A 20498-nucleotide genomic window follows, 5' to 3' on the forward strand; every position below is an offset into this window, starting at 1 on the left:
CTGCTTGGGCCGGCGCGGTAAGCGCCAGGACCGGTGGCTTTGAGAGACTTGGACGGAGACTTCCGTGAAGCGCACATATCAACCGAGCCGCCTTGTCCGCAAGCGCCGCCACGGATTTCGCAAACGCATGCTGACGGCTGGCGGTCAGAAGGTTCTGGCACGCCGTCGCGCGAAGGGCCGCAAGCGTCTTTCGGCCTAATCGGGTCTAAGGCCTAGGCCCCGCTGCCCGCGTCTTGCGGCTCTGGAGGCTGTCATTCCTATTTTGCCAACGCTCAAGGCGCGATCCGAATTTCTCGCTGTCCGCGGAGGTCGGCGTCAGTCTACGCCGGCATTCCTGATCGAAATGCGCGAACGCTCCGCTGCCACCATGCGTGGCGGCGGCTTTGTCGATTCTGCGGGGCCGCGCTTCGGGTTCACGATCACCAAGAAAATCGGCAACGCCGTTACGCGGAACCGTATCCGCAGGCGTCTCAAAGCGGCATTCGCCGCTGAAACCAAGGCGAAGAGCCTGGGCGCCTGCGATTATGTCGTGGTCGCTCGGCATGCCGCGCTTGACCGGCCGTTCGATCTGCTGCTTGGCGACGTCAATCGGGCGCTCGCCGCATTGCACAGTGTTAAGTCGCGCCACGCCGACCGAACTGACAAAAAAGGGTCAGCGTGACTGGGTGTCTACTTCCCTTTATGACCAGTTTCCTCCATCGCTTCCGGGCAACAAAAGGCCTGAAGAAGCCCGCTCCAGTTCGAGGATTTGATGAGCACGCCTAGCGATCCAAAAGACCAGAACAACCTGATCATCGCCGTAGTGCTGTCGATCCTTGTGTTGATCGGTTGGCAGTATTTTTTTGCAGCACCGCAGATCAAGCACGAGCAGGCGAAGCAGGCCTATAACAAGCAGCTCGACGCGCAGAACAAAGGCACGGCGACATCGGAAAGCCCGCCAAACGTTGCGAACGCTCCGATCGCGGGACCGTCTGCGAGCGTGCCGGCGAGCGGCCAGCCGACGACGGGTCTGCCGGTTAAATCACGCGAAGAAATTTTGAAGGAGACGCCGCGCGTACCGATCTCGACGCCGTCGCTTGAAGGCTCGATCGATCTCAAGACCGGCCGCATCGATGACCTCGTGCTCCGGAAATATCACGAGACGGTCGATCCCAACAGCCCGATGGTAACGCTGCTGTCGCCTGCGGGGTCGTTCGATCCCTATTTTGCGGAGTTCGGCTGGGTGCCGCAGGTCGGTTCGACGATCAGGGTGCCGGATCGCGATACCGTCTGGAAAGTCGAAAGCGGCGCGAAGCTGACGCCGGAGACGCCCGTTACCCTCGAATGGGACAACGGCCAGGGCGTCATCTTCCATCGCACGATTTCGATCGACAAAGACTACATGTTCAAGATCGTCGACGAGGTCGAGAACAAGACGAGCAGCGATATTTCGCTGCTGCCGTATGCGCGCGTGCATCGTAGCGGCCATCCGCCCGATCACGCTTATTACGTTCTGCATGAAGGTCTCGTTGGCGTTTCGGGCGATCACGGCCTGATCGAGGACACCTACGCCAACGCCGTCAAGGAAGGCGTGCCGCGCACGTTCGAAAACGTCGTCGGTGGTTGGCTCGGCATCACCGACAAGTATTGGGCGACGGCGCTCGTTCCCAATCAGACGGCGCCCTATCGCGCCATGTATTCAGCGCTTCCGGCGCGCGATCCGGCAGGCCGCGATGCTTTCCAGACCGACTATCTGCTCGGCGCGGTAACGGTTCCGCCCGGCGAGCGCAAGGGCGTCGAAGGCCATCTTTTTGCCGGCGCCAAGCAAGTGTCGCTGATCGACGGCTACGAAAAGGCGCTCAACATTCTGCGCTTCGACCGGCTGATCGACTGGGGCTGGTTCTATTTCATCACGCGGCCGCTCTTCAGCCTGATGGAGATGATCAACGGCGTGGTGCACAACTTCGGCATCACCATTCTCGTGCTGACCGTGATCGTGAAGGCGGCGTTCTATCCGCTCGCGAGCAAGCAGTATGAGAGCATGGCGCGCATGAAGAAGATGCAGCCGGAAATGCAGCGGATCAAAGAGCAATATAAAGACGATCCGCAGCGTCAGCAGAAAGAGATCTTCGATCTCTACCGCACGCAGAAGATCAATCCGCTGGCGGGATGCTGGCCGATCCTCTTGCAGATCCCGGTGTTCTTCGCGCTCTATAAGGTGCTGTTCGTCACTATCGATATGCGTCACGCGCCGTTCTTCGGCTGGATTCACGACCTGTCGGCGCCGGATCCGACGACCGTGTTCAACCTCTTCGGTCTGCTGCCGTATGACGTGCCGACGTTCCTGCACATTGGTGCGTGGCCGCTCGTCATGGGCATTACGATGTGGGTCCAGATGCAGCTCAACCCGCCGCAGCCCGATCCGATCCAGCAGCAGATCTTCCAGTTCATGCCGGTGATGTTCACCTTCCTGCTGGCAAGTTTCCCGGCCGGTCTCGTGATCTACTGGGCGTGGAGCAACACGCTGTCGATCTGCCAGCAGCTCCTGATCAACAAGAGGAGCGGCGCGGAGATTCATTTGTTCGGGAATCTCAAGCGAGCGTTCGCACCACTGTTACGACTATTCGGGGCGAGCGGCAGCGGTAGCGGCGGCTCCGGTAAGTAGCATTTCTCAAAGGCCCGGCTCGTTCCGGGCCTTTGCAATTGGAGCCTGGTCATGGCTGAAACAGAGACCCTATCGGCAGATGAGATCGAGAATGGACGGCGGCTTTTCACGCGCGCGTGGACGTTCTCGCGCGGCACGCCCGATCTCGATCATCTCCCGCCCGACGACCGGCCGGAAATCGCGTTCGCAGGCCGGTCGAATGTCGGCAAGTCGAGCCTGATCAATGCGCTTGTCGGACAGCTTCGATTGGCGCGCGCCTCGAACACCCCAGGCCGCACGCAGGACCTCAACTTTTTCACCGAACCCAATGACGAGCTCTATCTCGTCGATATGCCGGGCTATGGCTTCGCGGAAGCGCCGAAGGACAAGGTTGCGGCGTGGAACAAGGTGCTGCGCGCCTATCTCGCTGGGCGGCGCACGCTTCTGCGCGTGTTCCTGCTGGTCGATGCGCGGCACGGGCTGAAGCCGGTCGATGATGAGATCATGGCGCTGCTCGACGGCGCGGCGGTGTCCTATCAGGTGGTGCTGACGAAGGTCGACAAGATCAGCAAGACCGATCTCGAAAAAGTCGCCGAGCGGACGCAGGAGGCGCTCGCGAAGCACCCGGCGGCGTTTCCGCAGCTCATTCTGACGTCGTCGGAAAAAGCCCTCGGTTTCGAAGAGCTGCGCGGAACGATCGCGCAGTTGCTTGCATCCCACGGCAGCTAAGGCTCAGTGGCCGAACTTCTTCATCAACGTCGTCACGATCGCCATGCCTTGCTCGCCGAACGTCGCGAGCGCGCCGCCGATCACGGCTGCGACCGTCCAGCTGAAAATGCGAACGATGGTGCGGCCGATGTTGGCGCGAACTTTCACTTCAACGATTTGATCGGGAAGTGCCGTTTCAGCGGCAACGCCGTCAGCGCCGATCGAGCGTGCCGAGACGATGATCTGGAGATCCGACCAGCCGCGATACTGCGGCGTGATGTTGAAGCGCCAGCTCGCGAAATCATCGCTCGAATAGCCGAGATTGCTCTCAATCCACTGCGTCTCGGGCGAGGTCGATTCAATATAGAAGCCGCCATCGGGCGCGCGGATGCGGACTGACATCGCCTTCGTCACGGCGACCGTGTGCTGCCAGACCTGACCGCCGCCATCGAGACCTTCCGTCAGAGCTTTCACGGAAGACTTCGCGATGCGGATCTCGGCGCGGACGGTTTTGCCGACGCGCATTGCGCGCGGAATGTTTTCAGCAAGCTGACCGGTTTCGACGTTCGCGCCTTTGCCACGCTTCGGTGCGGGAGCGCGGCGCTGGGCTTGCGGCGGTGCCGGCGATTGCGGTGCGGAGGGCGCGCCGATCGGTGCGCCAGGACGAAAGACTGTATCCTGCCCGAGATTCGGTCGCTGAGCCTGGATGGGTGCAGGTGCTGCGCCTGGAGCGCCCATTGGAGGCGCGCCCATCGGGCCTGTTGGCGACAGGCTCGGTCCGGGCGGCCCGAATTGCGGCGATCCGCCTTGCATTGGGACTGGTCCTTCCGGACGCGGCCGGGCCGATGCCGGACCACCTAAGCCCGGCGCGGGAATTGGCGGCGGCTGGACGGACGAGGGCTGCGGGCGTGGCGGCAGATCGAACATGCCGCGCTGGTGCGGAGCGACAGCGCCTGGATTTCCTGCCGGTCCAGGAGGTGCCGATTGCTGGTCTCCGGCCGGCTGATAGGGCGAGGGAAAAGCTTGTGGGCCCTGCGGCGCACCGGGACCGGGCTGTTGCGGCTGCCGCGAGGGCAGCCGCAGGGACGGTTCGCGCGGATACTGCGCTGGTGTACCAATTTGGCCTGGGCCGGGGGCAGGGCGCGGTCCGGCACCCTGGCTGGGTCCGCGATCCAAGGCAGGGGCGGGCGCCCCGAACGATGGTTCATGCCGCGGTTCTTGCTTCGGCTCGCCGACGCCGGTCGGCAGACGCGGTTCCTGGGCCGCTGGTGCCGGTGTAGAAAACGGCCGCGACGGCATGGGCGCAGGGGCGGGTTCGGCTGCAGCCGGAGATGATCTCGGAGGTTCGGCTTGGTGCGGTTCCGCTCCGGGGCCGGCGTCGAACGAATGCGGTGCCGGCGGACCGATCGGCTCGCCCTGCTCCCCGCTGGACGCGTCCCGGCCAAATGGCCCGTCGAATGCGGGGGTCTGAGGAAATGGCGGCGCGGGGATGGGATCTGAGTGTTGGGACTGCTCCGGAAATGCCGTTTGCGGAGAGGGATCATGCGCCGACGGCGGAGCGGTAGGCAGCGGATCGGAGCGCTCGGATAGCGGATGCCGCGGCATGTCCTTCATGATGTCGCGCAGAGACGGTGCGGAGCGCGACTGCACGCGTTCGCGGGCGCGGGCCAGGACATCGTCGGCTACGGGCGGCTGGGGCTGTTGCGGCGGCGCTGGTGCTTCACGCGGCGGATTGAGCGCAGCTTGAAGCGCACGAATGGCGTTTTCGAAGGTCAAACCGTGCGCTTCGAGGATTTCAGCGGCAATGCTTCTGGCATCGCCGACGATGGCGGCGAGCACGATGGCGCCGTTGATGTCACGCCTGCGGCTGCCACGCGCTGCGGCCGCTGCGGCTTCGAGAATGCGGCGAACCTCGGCCGAGACGCCGAGCGAATCCTGCGGCGGTGCACCGCTCGGAGTGCCTTCGAGCACGCGGGAAATGACGTCGCCTTTGATCCGTTCACCGCTGATATGGCTCGCGTCGAGCACGGCAACGGCATCGGGATCGTCACAAAGGGCTGCGAGCAAATGCTCAAGCGAGACCTCTGACGCCCCCGTCGCGCCGGCAAACTCGGCGCCGCGCGCCAACGTTGCCGCCAGTTCCGACGACATCGGGATTTGGGTAATATCTGGTGCCGTCACGCCCACGACATCTCCTGAAACGAAGGCCAAGACGGGCAGACTGGCCAAGACTCGTTGCGATAGCGTGTCGAAAACACACGCTGATGGCAAGGTTATAGCAATGGCACGCGCGTTGGCAGGCCGAGAATGGTTTTCGTCCCCAGATGGCGGGCGTTTACCTGCGTCAGGACCGCCCGCAGGGCAACAACGCCTGGAAATCCATTGAGACCCGCCACCGAGCCGCTATAAGACCGCGACAACGCGCCCGGCTCCCCGCCAGGCGGTGCATTTTGGCCATAGGGGGAAACTCGTGACGTCAGCGAAACCTCTCTCGGAAAAAGTTGCCGCAACTCAAGCCGCTTCGTCGGCCGAAAGTCCGCTGACAGCGCATCAGCAGGCGCGCATTCTCGCGGAAGCGATTCCACACCTCATTGATTACGACGAAAAGAACGTCGTCATCAAATTCGGCGGTAACGCCATGGGCGATGAGGCGCTGTTCAAGGCGTTCGCGCAGGATGTCGTCTATCTGAAGCAATCGGGCATCAACCCGATCGTCGTGCACGGCGGCGGGCCGCAGATCGGCAATATGCTGCAGAAGCTCGCGATCAAATCCGATTTCGTCCATGGGCTGCGGGTGACGGACAAGCCGACCGTCGAAGTCGTCGAGATGGTGCTTGCGGGCAAGATCAACAAAGAGATCGTGTCGGCGATCAACCGGCAGGGCGGCAAGGCCGTTGGCATCTCGGGCAAAGATGCCAATCTGATGATCGCGAAAAAGATCACGGAGATGCCCGATCCGCAGTCGAACATCATGAAGCATGTCGACATTGGATACGTCGGTGATCCGCTGGAAGTTAATCCGCATATCGTCGAAGTGATTTCGAAGTCCGATCTCATTCCGGTCATCGCGCCGGTTGCGATCAGCCGCGAAGGCGAGACGCTGAACGTCAACGCCGATACGTTCGCTTCGGCGCTTGCGGCGCGCATGCAAGCCAAGCGCCTGCTGCTGCTGACCGACGTCACGGGTGTTCTCGACGAGAACAAGCAGCTCATTCCGAGCCTGACGATCGACGAAGCGAAAGCGATGATCAAGAAGGGCGCGATCTCGGGCGGCATGATCCCGAAGATCGAGGGCTGTATCGAAGTCGTCGAAGCAGGTGTCGAGGGCGTCGTCGTGATCGACGGGCGGGTGCCGCATTGCGTGCTGCTCGAGCTCTTCACCGAGCATGGTGTCGGTACACTCGTCAAACGGGCCGAGCGCAAGAAGGGCCGTAGCTAATGGCAGCTCCGGCAGGACAGGCAGGCTTGCCGGCTGCAGCCATGACGCGACCTGGTTTCGATCACGTCGAGACGTGGATTTTCGATCTCGATAACACGCTCTATCCGGCGTCGTGCGATCTGTTCGCGCAAGTCGATCAGCGCATGAGCGCCTTTATTGCGAAGACGCTAGGTGTGCCGCGTGAGCATGCGCGGCATTTGCAGAAGGCGTATTACCGGCAATTCGGCACGACGCTTGCGGGCCTGATGAAGGTGCATAAGCTGCAGCCAGGGCCGTTTCTCGAATACGTGCACGACATCGATTTGTCGGTGGTGCCGGAGTTGCCCGATCTTGCCGCGGCGATTGCCGCGCTGCCGGGGCGGCGGTTGATTTTCACCAACGGCTCGCGGCGGCATGCCGAGAACGTGGCGCGGAAGCTCGGCGTGCTGCATCTGTTTGAGGATATCTGCGATATCGCGGCGCTCGACTATGTGCCGAAGCCCGAGCGCGAAGCGTTCGACAGAATGCTGAAGCTTCACGCCGTCTCGGGCGCGCGTGCGGCGATGTTTGAAGACATGCCGCACAATCTGGAACCGGCGTCGAGCCTCGGCATGACGACGGTGCTCGTTCATTCCGACTACATCGACCATCCGGCGCAACTGAAGGTTCGCGAGTGGCGCGAGCTTCCAGAGCACGTGCATTACCTGACGCGGGATTTGACGGGGTTTTTGACGACGGAAGCGAAGCCGAAGCTCTCTCGCTGAAGCGGCAATGGTTATCTCAACCGCGGCCGATGAAGGGCATCGTGGTCGCCATCAGCGTCATGGATTGAACATTGGCGTCGAGAGGCAGGTTAGCGATGTAGAGTACGGCATCCGCCACATGCGAAACGTCCATGCGCGGTTCGATCATGGTCGTGCCGTTCGCCTGCAGAATGCCGCTGCCCATCTTTGAGGTCAGGTCCGTTGCGGCGTTGCCGATGTCGATCTGCGAGCAGGCGATGTTGTCGGTGCGGCCATCGAGAGACAGCGATTTCGTCAGCCCAGTGATGGCATGCTTGGTCGCCGTATACGCGACCGAGAAGGGGCGCGGGACTTGAGCCGAAATCGAGCCGTTGTTGATGATGCGGCCGCCTTTGGGATCTTGCGCCTTCATAATACGAACGGCTTCGCGGGCGCAGAGGAAACATCCCGTCAAATTCACATCAACGACGCGTTTCCATTCGCTGAGCGGCAGTTCGTCGATCGGAACGCCTTGGGTGAAGGTGCCGGCGTTGTTGAAGAGAAGATCGAGGCGGCCGAACGTTTTGCGGGTTGCGTTGAAGGCTTTTGCAACCGCCGTTTCATCCGCGACGTCAGCAGGCGCGATGAGGCATTTGCCACCATCGGGCGTTGCGAGGTTTGCCGTTTTTTGCAGCTCATCGACGCGACGACCGAGCAGCGCGACGTCGAAGCCGTTGGCCTGAAGTTTCAGGGCCACCGCTCGGCCGATGCCGGAGCCGGCACCCGTCACCAAAGCTACGCGCTTCGTATGAACCATGTTTTCATTCCATCCCGACGGCGTTGGCGCTGCATAGCGTGGAATGTCCGCGGGCGCCAGTTTCTGGCGTCGGGCGGCCATGCTAAAGGTGCGCCGGACCTGAGCGCTGCGTGGGGGCACGATCATGACCGAGGCGGGAATGGCAAGCGCGCGTTTTTGCGCCAATTGCGGGACGGCTCTGCAGGGAAAATTCTGCACTTCCTGCGGGACGCAAGCGGCCGCGGCGTCAGCGCCGGCGCCAAGCTCCGAAGGCTGGGGCAGCCTGTCGTCGGAATTTTTCAGCTCGCATGGTCGCAACGGTATTCACTCCGTCGCGCTGTCGTTTCTGCGCCATCCTGTCGATACCATCATCCGGTTGACGGACGATCCGACCTATCGCTCGCAGTGGGGGTTTCTGACGGCCACGGTCGGCGCGCAGATGACGCTCATCTATGTGTTGCTGCCGCGCGCCTTTGCGGCGCTGTTTCATGTGCCCAACACGGCGAACAGTTCGGCGGTCATCACGAACGAGATCGTGCAATACGTCGGCATGGCGATCCTGACGCCGATCCAATATTACGTTTGCCGGTGGCTCGGGACGCGGAAACGGTCGCCGATGTCGTATGTGAAGCTTTGCGTTTTGAGTGTTAGTTATGGCGCGCTGCTGTCGAGCCTTGTCGCGATCTTTTTCTTTCTGCTCGCTGTCGGCTTGTTGAAAAACGGAACCGCTGTCGATCTCGGAACGCTATGGCAAGGGCTGGCGGTGCTGACGTTGATTGCCATCCTGGTGTTCGTCACCGAAAGCCATCGTCGGTTCTGGGGGATGGCGTGGCCGATTGCGATCGGCGTGACGATCTCAATCGCGGCGCTGTCGTGGCTGGTCGTCTATCCGGGGCTTGGGGCGCTGATCGAACGCGGCGGCATTGCGGGCGCAGTCAGCGGGCTTTTCGGAAGTTGATGCGTTAGCGTGTCGGGACGGGCTTCTCGCCGCGGTAATCGTAGAAGCCGCGCTTGGTCTTGCGGCCGAGCCAACCGGCTTCAACGTATTTCACGAGCAGCGGGCAGGGGCGGTATTTCGAATCCGACAGGCCTTCGTAAAGCACCTGCATGACGCTCAAGCAGGTGTCGAGGCCGATAAAGTCGGCGAGTTCGAGCGGGCCCATTGGATGGTGGGCGCCAAGCTTCATCGCCTTGTCGATGGCTTCAACGGTGCCGACGCCTTCATACAGCGTGTAGACGGCCTCGTTGATCATCGGCAGCAGGATTCGGTTGACGATGAAGGCCGGAAAATCTTCCGACACGGCTGTGGTCTTGCCGAGGCTTTCGACGAAGGTTTTGGCGGTCGCGAACGTTTCGTCTTCCGTGGCGATGCCGCGGATCAGTTCGACAAGCTCCATCACCGGCACCGGGTTCATAAAGTGCATGCCGATGAAGTCTTCGGGACGATCGGTGCCCGACGCCAAGCGCGTGATCGAAATCGACGAGGTGTTGGACGCCAGCATCGCCGTCGGCTTCAGGTGCGGACAGAGTGCTGCGAAAATTTTGTGTTTCAGACTTTCGTCTTCGGTGGCGGCCTCGATGACGAGATCGCAATCGCCGAAGGCTTCGAGCGTCGGCGCGAAGGAGATGCGCTCTAACGCCTGGTCGCGCTTTTCCTCGGTGATGAGGCCCTTCGAGACCTGACGCGCCAGGTTCTTTGTGACGGCCTCAAAGCCCTTGTCGTAGGACTCTTTCTTGAGGTCGTTGATCGCGACCGAATACCCCGAGAGGGCCACGACGTGGGCGATGCCGCTGCCCATCTGGCCGGCGCCGATGACGCCGACCTTGCTGATCGTCCGGGCAGGCTGGACGCTGACCTTGCCTTTTTCCATCAGCTTCTGAGCTTGCGACATGAAGTCGGGTCCTCGCGGGTTTCGATGTTGTCTAGCGCGTTTATCTCAGGCCTTGGCTTTCTGCAGTTCGGCATCAAGCTCGGGCAGCGCCTGGAACAGGTCCGCGACAAGCCCGTAGTCGGCGACCTGGAAGATCGGCGCATCGCCGTCCTTGTTGATTGCAACGATGACTTTGGAGTCTTTCATGCCGGCGAGATGCTGGATGGCGCCGGAGATGCCGACCGCGATGTAGAGGTCGGGAGCGACAACCTTGCCGGTCTGGCCGACCTGCCAATCGTTCGGCACGAAACCGGCATCGACGGCGGCACGCGACGCACCCATCGCGGCGCCAAGCTTATCGGCAATCGGCTCGATATACTTCGTGAAGTTCTCGCCGTTGCCCATGCCGCGGCCGCCGGAGATGATGATCTTGGCGGACGTCAACTCCGGGCGATCCGACTTCGACAACTCGGCCTTCTCGAAGGTCGAGATGCCGACTGCAGCCGGAGCCGAAATCGTTTCGGCGGTGGCTGAGCCACCATCTGGCGCGGCCGCGAACGCAGCGGTGCGGACGGTGATGACTTTCACCGGTTCAGCCGACTGCACGGTCTGGATGGCGTTGCCGGCATAGATCGGACGCTCGAACGTGTCGGGCGCGACGACCTTGGTGACGTCGGAGATCTGCATCACGTCGAGCTTGGCGGCGACGCGCGGCAGTACGTTTTTGCCGAACGCCGTCGCAGCAGCAACAATTGCGGAATAATCCTTCGCAATCGACAGGATGACCGCGGCCACCTCTTCCGCCAAGCCATTGGCGAGCTGAGGGGCGTCCGCGACGAGAACCTTCGAAACGCCTGCGAGCTTGGTTGCGGTCTCGGCGGCGCTACCAACGTCGGAGCCAGCAACCAGGATGTGGACGTCTCCGCCAAGGTCCTTCGCCGCGGAAAGCGCTTTGGCAGTGGCAGGTGCGAGCGTCTTGCCGGAAAGTTCGGCGAGGAGAAGTGTCGTCATGATTAGAGAACTCCCGCTTCGCTTTTCAGCTTCTCGACCAGCTCTGCAACGCTGCCGACCTTGACGCCTGCTTTGCGCGTCGCCGGTTCGGCAGTCTTCAAAACTTTGAGCCGCGGTGCGATGTCGACGCCGAAGTCTTCCGGCTTCTTGACATCGAGCGGCTTCTTCTTGGCCTTCATGATATTCGGCAGCGACGGATAACGCGGCTCGTTCAGCCGCAGATCGGTCGTGACGATCGCGGGCAGGTTGAGCTTGATCGTTTCCAAGCCGCCATCAACTTCGCGCGTGACAGTGATGGAGCCTGCTTCCGGCACGACTTTCGAGGCAAACGTGCCTTGCGGCCAGTCGAGCAAGCTGGCGAGCATCTGGCCCGTCTGGTTGCTGTCGTCGTCAATTGCCTGCTTGCCCAGGATGACGAGATCGGGCTTTTCGGCTTCAACCAGTGCTTTCAAGAGCTTGGCGACGGCGAGCGGTTCGACGACGGCGCCTTCAGGCGTTTCGATCAGGATGGCGCGGTCGGCGCCGATGGCAAGCGCGGTGCGCAGCGTTTCCTGCGATTTGGCCGATCCGATCGAGATGGCAACGACCTCTTTGGCGCCGCTTTTTTCCTTAAGGCGCACAGCCTCTTCGACGGCGATTTCATCGAACGGGTTCATCGACATCTTGACGTTCGCCAGGTCGATTCCAGAGCCGTCCGGCTTGACGCGAATTTTAACGTTGTAGTCAACGACGCGTTTGACCGGCACTACGATCTTCATGCCTTCCGCCAGATTCTCTGGCGCTCCCCTGTTTGTTGTTTCCCGCGTTTCGGACGAACGCGGGTTTCTTCACAGTGCATTTCCGCTCGCGGGTCGAGCGGGACGCGCCCGCGGGGTTCAAGTTCCAGCAAAAAAGCGCGATTTTCGCAACTGCGAAGAGCGAAAGCTAAGGTTGGGTTGGGTTCAAGTCAATCGTCGCTTGCGTCGCGGCGGAGGTTAACAAGGCCAGCCTTGGATAAGTCTTTCGCCTAATGGCGCGCGACGTCTATTAGAATATTGCGAAGCTTGGGGTTGTGCGGATTTGCCCATGCGTGCAGGGCTTTGGCGTCAGCGATTTTTCCCCGGAACCCACAGGATATCGCCCTTGCCGCGGTCGTTGACGTAGCGGCTTGCGACAAAGAGGAAGTCGGACAGACGGTTGATGTATTTCAGGGCCGGCGCGCTGACCGCTTCGTCGGGCACGGCGGCCAGTTCGACCATCATCCGCTCGGCGCGGCGCGAGACGGTGCGCGCTACGTGCAAGGCGGCGCCTGCTGGCGTGCCACCGGGAAGAATGAAGGAGCGCAGAGGTGTCAGCTCGGCATTCATCTGATCGATCTCGGCTTCGAGGCGCGTCACCTGGGCATCGGCAACACGAAGCGGCTCGTATGCCAGCTTTTCACCCTTGTCAGGAACGCAGAGATCGGCGCCGAGATCGAACAGGTCGTTCTGGATGCGAAGGAGCATGGCGTCCACGTCAGGTTCGCTCCCGGCGAGGTGGGTACGAGCGACGCCGACGGCCGCGTTTGTTTCGTCCACGGTGCCGTAAGCCGCTATTCTCGGAGACGTTTTCGGGACGCGCTCGCCCGTTCCGAGTGCCGTCGTGCCGGCATCGCCGGTCTTGGTATAGATGCGATTGAGTACGACCATCGTCTCAAATCCGGTTTATCTTGTTTCGCCATAAATCGGCGGTGACGCCCCGGAGGGCACTTCGGCCATTAGTGGGTCACAATGACGTAGGCAAGAATAATGAGAATCGCGACGAACTGGAGCCCGACGCGCCATCGCATCAGCTTCTGGCTCAGGTTGGGGCTGCTGCCGCGCATCATGTTCCACAAGCCCAAGAGCAGGACGATCAGAACGGCAAAAACGGCAACCGTAGTGGCATGATAGAGAAAATATTGCATTCAGCCTGTCCGCAGCGAAATCGAACGATGTGCTTAAGCCTTCCGGAGGGGCAGGGCAATCTGCAAGTGGCCAAGGCGTCGAAGACTGTCCGTCCGCATAGCATTACGCATTTGAAATTTGCTCTCCGCTGCAAATCCCTTAATTTTTCAGCCGCATCATTCGCACAACCGGTTTCAAGGCGGGCGAGATCCGTCCTTCCCGGTCCTATGCGCCCATCAACCTGAGGCCTCGTGTCAAAGAACCAACCTGCGTTGCGGACGTTTCGGCCTCGCATCGGCGACGTGAGCGGACGCGTGGGTTTTGCCGGCGTGCTGGCGCTGTCGTTCGCGCTGCTGCCGTCGCCGCTGTTCGCTGAGGATCCGCTGCCGACCGATGCCGAGACGGCCAAGCGCGTCCTGCAGGAAAAGAAGCACGAGCTCGACGTTAACGCGGCCAAGGAGCTGACGATCCAATCGGACGTCGCGCAGCTCGATGCGGAACGCGAGCAGTTGAATGGCCGGCTTATCGATACGGCTGCTCTCATTCAGCGCAGCGAAGGCAAGATGACCGCGATCGAAGGCCGGTTGTCGGAACTCGAAGAGCAGGAGCGGATCGTTCGCGGTTCGCTGGCGCAGCGGCATGTCGAGATCGCGGCGCTGCTCAGTGCACTTCAACGCATGGGGCGCAACCCGCCGCCGGTTCTCGTGACGCGACGCGAGGATGCGCTCAAGATGGTTCGCAGCGCGATGCTGTTGTCGTCGGCGTTTCCGGGGCTCAGAGATCAGGCGGTGGCGCTTGGAACGCAGCTCGCCGATCTGCAGCGCGTAATGGGCAACATTCGCACCGAAGGCGCGCGACTTCAGGCCGAGACGGACCGGCTCAATGAAGCTCGCACCCGGCTCGCGAGTTTGATGGAAGCCAAGAAGCTGACGTTGCAGGACCGGAAATCGCAGCTTGCGTCGGTGCGCACCGCGACCTCGGACATTTCCAAGAGTGTCACAAGCCTTTCCGATCTCATCAACAAGCTCGACACGGCCGTTTCTGAAAAGACCGGACTCGGCACTTACGATGAAGAGCTGAAAGCGCGTCAGCGGACGCAAAGCCAGCAGGTGGCGTCGGCTGCTCCGGCATCGGGACCGCAGATCATCAAGCCACCACCGGCGGACGACGCTGCGGTCAAAACTGCCAAGGTCGCCGAGGCGACGCCGTCAGTGCAGCCTGCGCCTCCGCCTGCAACAGCAGCGAAAGCGGCAACGGCCGCCGCGGCGTCGAAGGTTGTGGCTCAAGGCACGCAGCCAGCGTCTGCCACCACTGCCCCCAATGGCCAGAAGGTTGCGATGGTTGAGCTTGAGCCGGGGGGAGCATCGCTCATTCCCGGTAGCCCGGGCCGCATCAAACCGGCCATCCCGTTTTCGGATGCACGCGGCAAACTGCCGTTACCGGCCCAGGGTCGGCGGGCCCTTGGATTCGGCGAGAAAACGCAATTTGGCGGACAATCCAAGGGGATTGTCATCGAGACGCGGTATTCCGCCCAAGTTACGTCGCCATGCGATGGCTGGGTTGTCTACGCCGGTGAATTTCGCAGCTATGGGCAACTCTTGATCATTAATGCAGGCGACGGCTATCATGTTCTGCTCGCGGGCCTATCGCAGATCGATGTTCAGCCGGGACAGTTCGTACTGACCGCAGAGCCCGTCGGTACAATGAGTGGTGGTCAAAAGAATTCGTCGTCCGCGACACCAGTAAGCGGACCCGTATTATACGTTGAACTTCGTAAAGATGGACGTCCTATCGATCCCGATCCCTGGTGGGCATCAGGTCAGCAGAAGGTACAAGGCTAATGCGCAAGACAGACTATGCATTCTGGACATTCCTGCTGATGACGGGTTTGGCCGGAGCGACAACGCTCCTGAATGTCACCCAGACGTACTCGGCGACGTCATCGCAGAATTCCGAACTCTATAAGCAGCTCGATCTTTTCGGCGACGTTCTTGAGCGCGTTCGCTCCGACTACGTCGACAAGCCCGACGATACGCAGCTTATCGAAGCCGCGATCAACGGCATGCTGTCGTCGCTCGATCCGCATTCGTCTTATATGAGCCCGAAGAATTTCCGGGATATGCAGGTCCAGACGCGCGGTGAGTTCGGCGGTCTCGGCATCGAAGTGACGATGGAGAACGGCGTTATCAAAGTCGTTTCGCCGATCGACGATACGCCTGCCTCCAAGGCTGGCCTGATGGCCAACGACCTCATCACGCATCTCGATAACGAAGCCATCTCGGGTCTGACGCTCGAGCAGGCGGTCGAGAAGATGCGCGGTCCGGTCAACACGCCCATTACGCTGACGATCGTCCGCAAGGGCAAGGATGAGCCGTTCGACGTCAAGGTTGTGCGCGACGTGATCCGCATCAACCCGGTCAAGTCGCATGTCGAAGGCGATGTCGGCTACATCAAGATCTCGACCTTCAACGAGCAGACGCATGCCAACCTCGTGAAGGCCGTCGAGAGCCTCGACAAGGAAATCGGGCCGAACATCAAGGGCTACATCATCGACCTGCGCAACAATCCGGGCGGTCTTCTCGATCAGGCGATCGCGGTTTCCGACGACTTTCTGGAGCAGGGCGCGATCGTGCTGACCAAGGGCCGCAACAACGAAGAGACGCAGCGTGCGAACGCACGTCCCGGCGATATCAGCGACGGCAAGAAGATCGTCGTGCTGATCAACGGCGGTTCGGCTTCGGCGTCTGAAATCGTTGCTGGTGCTTTGCAGGATCACAAGCGTGCGACGGTCATCGGCACCCGCTCGTTCGGCAAGGGTTCGGTGCAGACGATCATTCCGCTCGGCGCCAACGGTGCGATCCGTCTGACGACGGCGCGCTACTACACGCCGTCGAACCGGTCGATCCAGGCTAAGGGCATCGATCCGGATATCAACGTCGCCGAGGCTGTGCCGGATGACCTGAAGGACAAGATCGCTGCTGAAAAGCCGCGCGGTGAAGCGAGCCTTCGCGGCCATCTGAAGAACCCGAGCAATCCGGACCAGACGAAAGACGACGATCTGGCGGAACCGTCGGGCTCGCCGTCCTACGTCAACAAGGACGCGGCGAAGGATACGCAGTTGCAGTACGCAATCTCGTTCCTCGACGGCAAGGCGAAGGGACCGGAGACGTCCAGCGCGGCGCCGTCTCCTTCGGACACGCCGGCCGCCAAGCCGTCGACCGACGCTGACGACAAGAAGGCCCCGGCGGCACCGTCGTCCGACGACGACAAGAAGGTGACGCCGAACTAAGGCTACGCCGTCTGAACTCAAGGCATTCAAAGGGCGCTGGAAACGGCGCCCTTTGTGTTATGGAGCGGCCGGAACAAGGGACGAGGCAATCGCACATGAGTAAGTCAGGGAAACCGAACATCAAGCCCGAGGATCTGCCCTATCGGCCGTGTGTGGGGCAGATGGTCATCAACGCCGAAGGGCTCGTTTGGGTAGGCCGCCGCGCCGACATTCCGGGTGATGCGGAAGGGCGCGGGACCTGGTGGCAGATGCCGCAGGGCGGCATCGATGCTGGCGAAGAGCCCGCCAAAGCAGCGAGGCGCGAACTGTTTGAGGAAACGGCGATGGTTTCCGTCGAACAGATCGGGGAGCTATCGCGCTGGGTCACTTACGACTTGCCGCCTGAATTGATCGGCGTCGCCTGGGGCGGTCGCTATCGCGGGCAGAAGCAGATATGGTTTGCCTATCGCTTCCTGGGAACGGACAGCGAAATCAACATCACGCCCGGCGAAGGGCTGGAACCTGAGTTCGTGGAATGGCGTTGGGCTAGCGCGCATGACCTTCTCGACCTTATCGTTCCATTCAAGCGCGCGGTCTACCGCGAGGTTCTGAGGGAGTTCGCGCCGTTAGCGCGCCCGACGCGCGGCTAGCGTCGCCCTAACGCTGCATTTTTGCTTCAGATTCTGATTAAAAAAGCGACTTGTCCTCGCTTCCTGTTTATATGACAGTCTAATGTCATACGGCTGCTACGTTTTTCTGCAGAATCAGGATGCGCCATCAATCAACTCACAAATGCGAGGGTTGCAACCAGGAATGACAGTGTTGCCGACACCAGCCAGCTTGTCTCCGAATGCTCTGCCTTTCCGGACCGGCGTCGGCATCATGCTCATCAATCGCGACGGTCTCGTTTGGGTTGGCCGGCGGCGTCCGAAGTGGGCCAGCGACGGCCAAGCGCATATCTGGCAGATGCCGCAGGGCGGAATCGAGAAGTTCGAAGCGCCGCGCATCGCCGCGTTGAGGGAGCTTCGCGAAGAAACCGGCGTGACGCATGTCGAGATGCTGGCCGAGCACCCGGAATGGCTGTCGTATGAACTGCCGCCTCACCTTCTCGGCGTGGCGCTGAAGGGCCGTTATCGCGGCCAGCGGCAGAAATGGTTTGCGATGCGCTTCCTCGGTGAGGACAGCGATATCGACATTGCGGCGAAGGCGGAAACCAAAGCCGAGTTCGATATGTGGCGCTGGGCGCCGATGGAAACCCTTCCCGAACTGATCGTGCCGTTCAAGCGCGGGATTTACGAGCGGGTTACGACCGACTTCGCCTATCTGGCGCGTCCGGCGACCGAGCCGTCTGCGGAAGACTAAAGTTTTGCTGGCTTGTCGGTTCAGACGGTGAGGCCAGCTTGCGTCATCAGAAGGCGCATCAGGCCGGCGACCGCGCCGAGCGCCAGCACGCTCAACGTCCAAATCAGCACGAGCCAGCCGACGCGCCGCGCCCAGGATGGGGGCTTCGTTTCGGCGTTGCCCGGCATCAGTGATACCCCTCTCCCGCTTTCACTTTGCCGCGGAACACGTGGTAGGCCCAGGCGGTGTAGAAGAGAATGAACGGGATCGTGAACAACGCGCCGACGAGTGTGAAGCCTAAGCTTTGCGGCGGCGAGGCTGCGTCCCAGATCGAGATCGACGGCGGCACGATGTTCGGCCACAGGCTGATGACGAGCCCGCTGTAGCCCAGAAAAACGAGACCCAACGCGAGCAGGAACGGCATTGCGTGCGTGTCGCGTGCGATGGCCCACAGCAACGCCACTGCCGCGACGACAACCAAAATCGGCACCGGCGAGAAAAATACGATGTTGGGGAAGGAAAACCAACGCGTGGCAATCTCAGGATGGCTCAGTGGCGTCCATAGGCTGACGATGGCGATGGTCGCAAGCAAGGCCAAGACGATCGGCTTGGAGAGTTCACGCATGCGTTCGAGTAAAGCGCCCTCGGTCTTCAGGATCAGCCACGTCGCGCCAAGCAGCGCGTAGGCGACGATCAAGCCCAGTCCGGAAAAAATTGCGAAGGGCGTCAGCCAGTCGAAGGCACCGCCCGAATAGACGTGATTTTCGACCTGGAAGCCGTTGATGAACGATCCAAGCACGACGCCTTGCGAGAATGTGGCGATGTACGATCCGCCGGCGAACGCCTTATCCCAGATCGGCTTGTGCGCATCGTCGGCCTTGAAGCGGAATTCGAATGCGACGCCGCGCAAGATCAATCCGAGCAGCATGGCGATGATCGGCAAATACATGGCCGAGAGAACGATGGAATAGGCGATCGGGAAGGCCGCAAGAAGACCGGCGCCGCCAAGCACCAGCCACGTCTCGTTGCCGTCCCAGACCGGAGCGACGGTATTCACCATCGTATCGCGGTCGGTGCGGTCTTTGACGAAGGGAAAGAGAATGCCGATCCCGAGGTCGAAGCCATCCATGATGACGTACATCATCAGGCCGAAGCCGATGATCACGGCCCAGAGAAGCGGGAGGTCGATACCGATGTCCATGGTTCGCGTCTCCTCAAATGGCCGGATTGTCGATTTTGTCTTCGACCGCAGAGAGCGGGCGCGCAGGACGCAGGTGCGGATCTTTGTCCGCATCGGGTTGCGGTCCGCCGCTTTCGTCGGGGCCTTGATCGACGACCTTCAGCATGTAGCCGACACCTGTGCCGAACACTGCGAAATAGACAACGACGAAAGCGCAGAGCGTGATCGACAGCGCAAGGACCGAATGGTTCGAGACGGCGTCGGCGGTCCGCAATTGCCCATAGACGACCCAGGGCTGGCGGCCGATCTCCGTCGTTAGCCAACCGGCGAGAATGGCAATCAGCCCCGCCGGACCCATCAGCAATGCGAAGCGGAGGAAGTAGTCTGACGAATAGAGCCGCTCCTTCCAGCGCAGCCACAGGCTCCAGACGCCAAGTGCCACCATGAGCAGGCCGAGCCCGACCATGATGCGGAACGTCCAGAAGATAATCGTGGAGTTCGGACGGTCTTGCGGCGGGAATTCCTTGAGGCCTGGAATGTGGCCGGTGAGACTGTGCGTCAGCACGAGCGAGCCGAGTTCGGGGATTTCAAGCGCGTAGCGCGTCGTCTCGGCCTTCATGTCGGGCCAGCCAAAGAGGATGAGCGGGACGCTCTGGCCCGGCTCGTTTTGCCAGTGTCCTTCGATGGCTGCGATCTTGGCGGGCTGGTATTTCAGCGTGTTCAGGCCGTGCTGATCGCCGACGAGAATCTGGATCGGCGCAAGGATCAGGATCAGCCACATCGCCATCGAGAACATGGTGCGGATCGCAGGCGATGATCGGCCTTTAAGCAGGTGCCACGCGGCGGAAGCGCCGACGAACAAGCCAACGGCAAGCTCGGATGCAACGACCATATGCGCGAGGCGATAAGGGAATGACGGATTGAAAATGACTTTCAGCCAATCAACGGGAACGACGCGGCCGTCGATGACCTCGAAGCCCGCGGGCGTCTGCATCCAGCTATTGGATGCTAAGATCCAATTGGCCGAGAGCAGCGTTCCGAGCGACACCATGATCGTCGCGAAGAAGTGGAGGCCGGGACCGACCTTGTTCCAGCCGAACAGCATGACGCCGAGAAAGCCGGCTTCGAGGAAAAAGGCCGTCAGAACTTCGTACGTCAGAAGCGGGCCGGTGACGCCGCCAGCGAAGGCCGTGAAGCCGCTCCAGTTGGTGCCGAACTGGTAGGCCATGACGAGGCCCGAGACGACGCCCATGCCAAAGTTGATCGCAAAGACCTTCGACCAGAAATGATAAAGATCGCGGTAGGCCGTATCCTTCGTTAACAGCCACATCCCCTCAAGAACGACGAGATAGGTTCCGAGGCCAATGGTGATGGCGGGAAAGATGATGTGGAAGGAGACGGTGAACCCAAACTGGATGCGAGCGAGCTCAAACGCACTCAATGCGGATACGGTCGTTATCATTTGCGCCTCGGCATCTCGTCGTGACACGACCCTGCATTCGACGCGATGCCGAACCGATCGCCTTGCCTATGTTGAGCCATTCGTCGCCGAATAGAAAGAACGGATGCGACGCTGACTTAATACGGGTTCTTCAGCAACGGTCTGACGGGCGCATATGTCTGGAGGACAAGCGCCATAAGTGATGACGAGCAGTC

The 20498-nt window shown here is 61.1% G+C and carries 21 protein-coding genes; 11 read left to right on the forward strand and 10 right to left on the reverse strand.

What is annotated here, in order from left to right; genetic code table 11:
• The first annotated feature begins 64 nt into the window (after positions 1 to 64).
• From rpmH to yihA, 4 genes are all read left to right on the forward strand, one after another.
• A complete protein-coding gene (gene rpmH / locus HYPMC_RS22555) occupies positions 65 to 199 on the forward strand; it encodes a 50S ribosomal protein L34 (protein WP_024275086.1) in 135 nt (44 codons plus the stop codon).
• A 63-nt stretch (positions 200 to 262) separates the two neighbouring features.
• The gene (gene rnpA / locus HYPMC_RS22560) at positions 263 to 661 is read left to right on the forward strand and encodes a ribonuclease P protein component (RefSeq protein WP_013950473.1); all 399 of its coding nucleotides are present in this window, start codon (positions 263 to 265) and stop codon (positions 659 to 661) included.
• 90 nt (positions 662 to 751) lie between these two features.
• Positions 752 to 2644 (forward strand): membrane protein insertase YidC, encoded by a 1893-nt coding sequence (gene yidC, locus HYPMC_RS22565; RefSeq protein WP_013950474.1) that lies wholly within the window; start codon positions 752 to 754, stop codon positions 2642 to 2644.
• A gap of 51 nt (positions 2645 to 2695) precedes the next feature.
• On the forward strand, positions 2696 to 3352 hold the full coding sequence (gene yihA / locus HYPMC_RS22570) for a ribosome biogenesis GTP-binding protein YihA/YsxC (protein WP_013950475.1): 657 nt from the start codon (positions 2696 to 2698) through the stop codon (positions 3350 to 3352).
• A 3-nt stretch (positions 3353 to 3355) separates the two neighbouring features.
• Here yihA and HYPMC_RS23995 read toward each other — a convergent pair whose 3' ends face one another.
• The gene (locus tag HYPMC_RS23995) at positions 3356 to 5512 is read right to left on the reverse strand and encodes a Clp protease N-terminal domain-containing protein (RefSeq protein WP_244420942.1); all 2157 of its coding nucleotides are present in this window, start codon (positions 5510 to 5512) and stop codon (positions 3356 to 3358) included.
• 289 nt (positions 5513 to 5801) lie between these two features.
• Here HYPMC_RS23995 and argB point away from each other — a divergent pair, with 289 nt between their 5' ends.
• Positions 5802 to 6770, forward strand: coding sequence for an acetylglutamate kinase (argB, locus tag HYPMC_RS22580; RefSeq protein WP_013950477.1), 969 nt, complete (start codon positions 5802 to 5804; stop codon positions 6768 to 6770).
• The gene (locus HYPMC_RS22585) at positions 6770 to 7513 is read left to right on the forward strand and encodes a pyrimidine 5'-nucleotidase (RefSeq protein ID WP_013950478.1); all 744 of its coding nucleotides are present in this window, start codon (positions 6770 to 6772) and stop codon (positions 7511 to 7513) included. Before argB ends, HYPMC_RS22585 begins: the two co-directional genes overlap by 1 nt.
• Before the next feature lie 16 nt (positions 7514 to 7529).
• Here HYPMC_RS22585 and HYPMC_RS22590 read toward each other — a convergent pair whose 3' ends face one another.
• Positions 7530 to 8288 carry an SDR family oxidoreductase gene (locus tag HYPMC_RS22590; protein WP_013950479.1) on the reverse strand — a complete coding sequence of 253 codons (759 nt, stop codon included), beginning with the start codon at positions 8286 to 8288 and terminating at the stop codon, positions 7530 to 7532.
• A gap of 124 nt (positions 8289 to 8412) precedes the next feature.
• On the opposite strand from HYPMC_RS22590, the gene HYPMC_RS22595 reads away from it, so the two are divergent.
• Positions 8413 to 9225: a zinc ribbon domain-containing protein gene (locus HYPMC_RS22595; RefSeq protein WP_013950480.1), complete on the forward strand. Its 813-nt coding sequence runs from the start codon at positions 8413 to 8415 to the stop codon at positions 9223 to 9225.
• A gap of 4 nt (positions 9226 to 9229) precedes the next feature.
• On the opposite strand, the gene HYPMC_RS22600 is transcribed toward HYPMC_RS22595, so the two are convergent.
• The 5 genes from HYPMC_RS22600 to HYPMC_RS22620 all read right to left on the reverse strand — a co-directional run bounded on the left by HYPMC_RS22600 (position 9230) and on the right by HYPMC_RS22620 (position 13073).
• A complete protein-coding gene (locus tag HYPMC_RS22600) occupies positions 9230 to 10159 on the reverse strand; it encodes a 3-hydroxybutyryl-CoA dehydrogenase (RefSeq protein ID WP_013950481.1) in 930 nt (309 codons plus the stop codon).
• A 45-nt stretch (positions 10160 to 10204) separates the two neighbouring features.
• A complete protein-coding gene (locus HYPMC_RS22605) occupies positions 10205 to 11149 on the reverse strand; it encodes an electron transfer flavoprotein subunit alpha/FixB family protein (RefSeq protein WP_013950482.1) in 945 nt (314 codons plus the stop codon).
• A gap of 2 nt (positions 11150 to 11151) precedes the next feature.
• Positions 11152 to 11907, reverse strand: a complete 756-nt coding sequence (locus HYPMC_RS22610) for an electron transfer flavoprotein subunit beta/FixA family protein (RefSeq protein WP_013950483.1) — start codon at positions 11905 to 11907, stop codon at positions 11152 to 11154.
• Between the two features lie 327 nt (positions 11908 to 12234).
• The gene (locus tag HYPMC_RS22615) at positions 12235 to 12816 is read right to left on the reverse strand and encodes a cob(I)yrinic acid a,c-diamide adenosyltransferase (RefSeq protein ID WP_013950484.1); all 582 of its coding nucleotides are present in this window, start codon (positions 12814 to 12816) and stop codon (positions 12235 to 12237) included.
• A 68-nt stretch (positions 12817 to 12884) separates the two neighbouring features.
• Entirely contained in the window at positions 12885 to 13073 is a 189-nt protein-coding gene (locus HYPMC_RS22620) for a twin transmembrane helix small protein (protein ID WP_013950485.1), read from the reverse strand.
• Between the two features lie 231 nt (positions 13074 to 13304).
• Between HYPMC_RS22620 and HYPMC_RS22625 the strand changes: the two genes are divergently transcribed.
• The 4 genes from HYPMC_RS22625 to HYPMC_RS22640 all read left to right on the forward strand — a co-directional run bounded on the left by HYPMC_RS22625 (position 13305) and on the right by HYPMC_RS22640 (position 17683).
• Positions 13305 to 14894, forward strand: a complete 1590-nt coding sequence (locus tag HYPMC_RS22625; protein WP_013950486.1) for a murein hydrolase activator EnvC — start codon at positions 13305 to 13307, stop codon at positions 14892 to 14894.
• Positions 14894 to 16342 carry a S41 family peptidase gene (locus tag HYPMC_RS22630; RefSeq protein ID WP_013950487.1) on the forward strand — a complete coding sequence of 483 codons (1449 nt, stop codon included), beginning with the start codon at positions 14894 to 14896 and terminating at the stop codon, positions 16340 to 16342. The genes HYPMC_RS22625 and HYPMC_RS22630 overlap by 1 nt, the downstream gene beginning before the upstream one ends.
• Before the next feature lie 95 nt (positions 16343 to 16437).
• Positions 16438 to 16971: an RNA pyrophosphohydrolase gene (locus HYPMC_RS22635; RefSeq protein WP_013950488.1), complete on the forward strand. Its 534-nt coding sequence runs from the start codon at positions 16438 to 16440 to the stop codon at positions 16969 to 16971.
• A 163-nt stretch (positions 16972 to 17134) separates the two neighbouring features.
• A complete protein-coding gene (locus HYPMC_RS22640; RefSeq protein WP_013950489.1) occupies positions 17135 to 17683 on the forward strand; it encodes an RNA pyrophosphohydrolase in 549 nt (182 codons plus the stop codon).
• 20 nt (positions 17684 to 17703) lie between these two features.
• Here the strand turns inward: HYPMC_RS22640 and HYPMC_RS23935 are convergent, their stop codons facing one another.
• Genes HYPMC_RS23935 through HYPMC_RS22650 form a run of 3 tightly spaced genes read right to left on the reverse strand, consistent with a single transcriptional unit; the run spans position 17704 to position 20304 of the window.
• The gene (locus HYPMC_RS23935; RefSeq protein WP_081740925.1) at positions 17704 to 17850 is read right to left on the reverse strand and encodes a DUF2474 domain-containing protein; all 147 of its coding nucleotides are present in this window, start codon (positions 17848 to 17850) and stop codon (positions 17704 to 17706) included.
• On the reverse strand, positions 17850 to 18857 hold the full coding sequence (gene cydB, locus HYPMC_RS22645; RefSeq protein WP_024275089.1) for a cytochrome d ubiquinol oxidase subunit II: 1008 nt from the start codon (positions 18855 to 18857) through the stop codon (positions 17850 to 17852). Before cydB ends, HYPMC_RS23935 begins: the two co-directional genes overlap by 1 nt.
• A gap of 19 nt (positions 18858 to 18876) precedes the next feature.
• Complete coding sequence (locus HYPMC_RS22650) at positions 18877 to 20304, reverse strand: cytochrome ubiquinol oxidase subunit I (protein ID WP_013950491.1); 1428 nt, start codon at positions 20302 to 20304, stop codon at positions 18877 to 18879.
• Between the last annotated feature and the right edge of the window lie 194 nt (positions 20305 to 20498).

Source organism: Hyphomicrobium sp. MC1 (assembly GCF_000253295.1).
GTDB lineage: Bacteria > Pseudomonadota > Alphaproteobacteria > Rhizobiales > Hyphomicrobiaceae > Hyphomicrobium_B.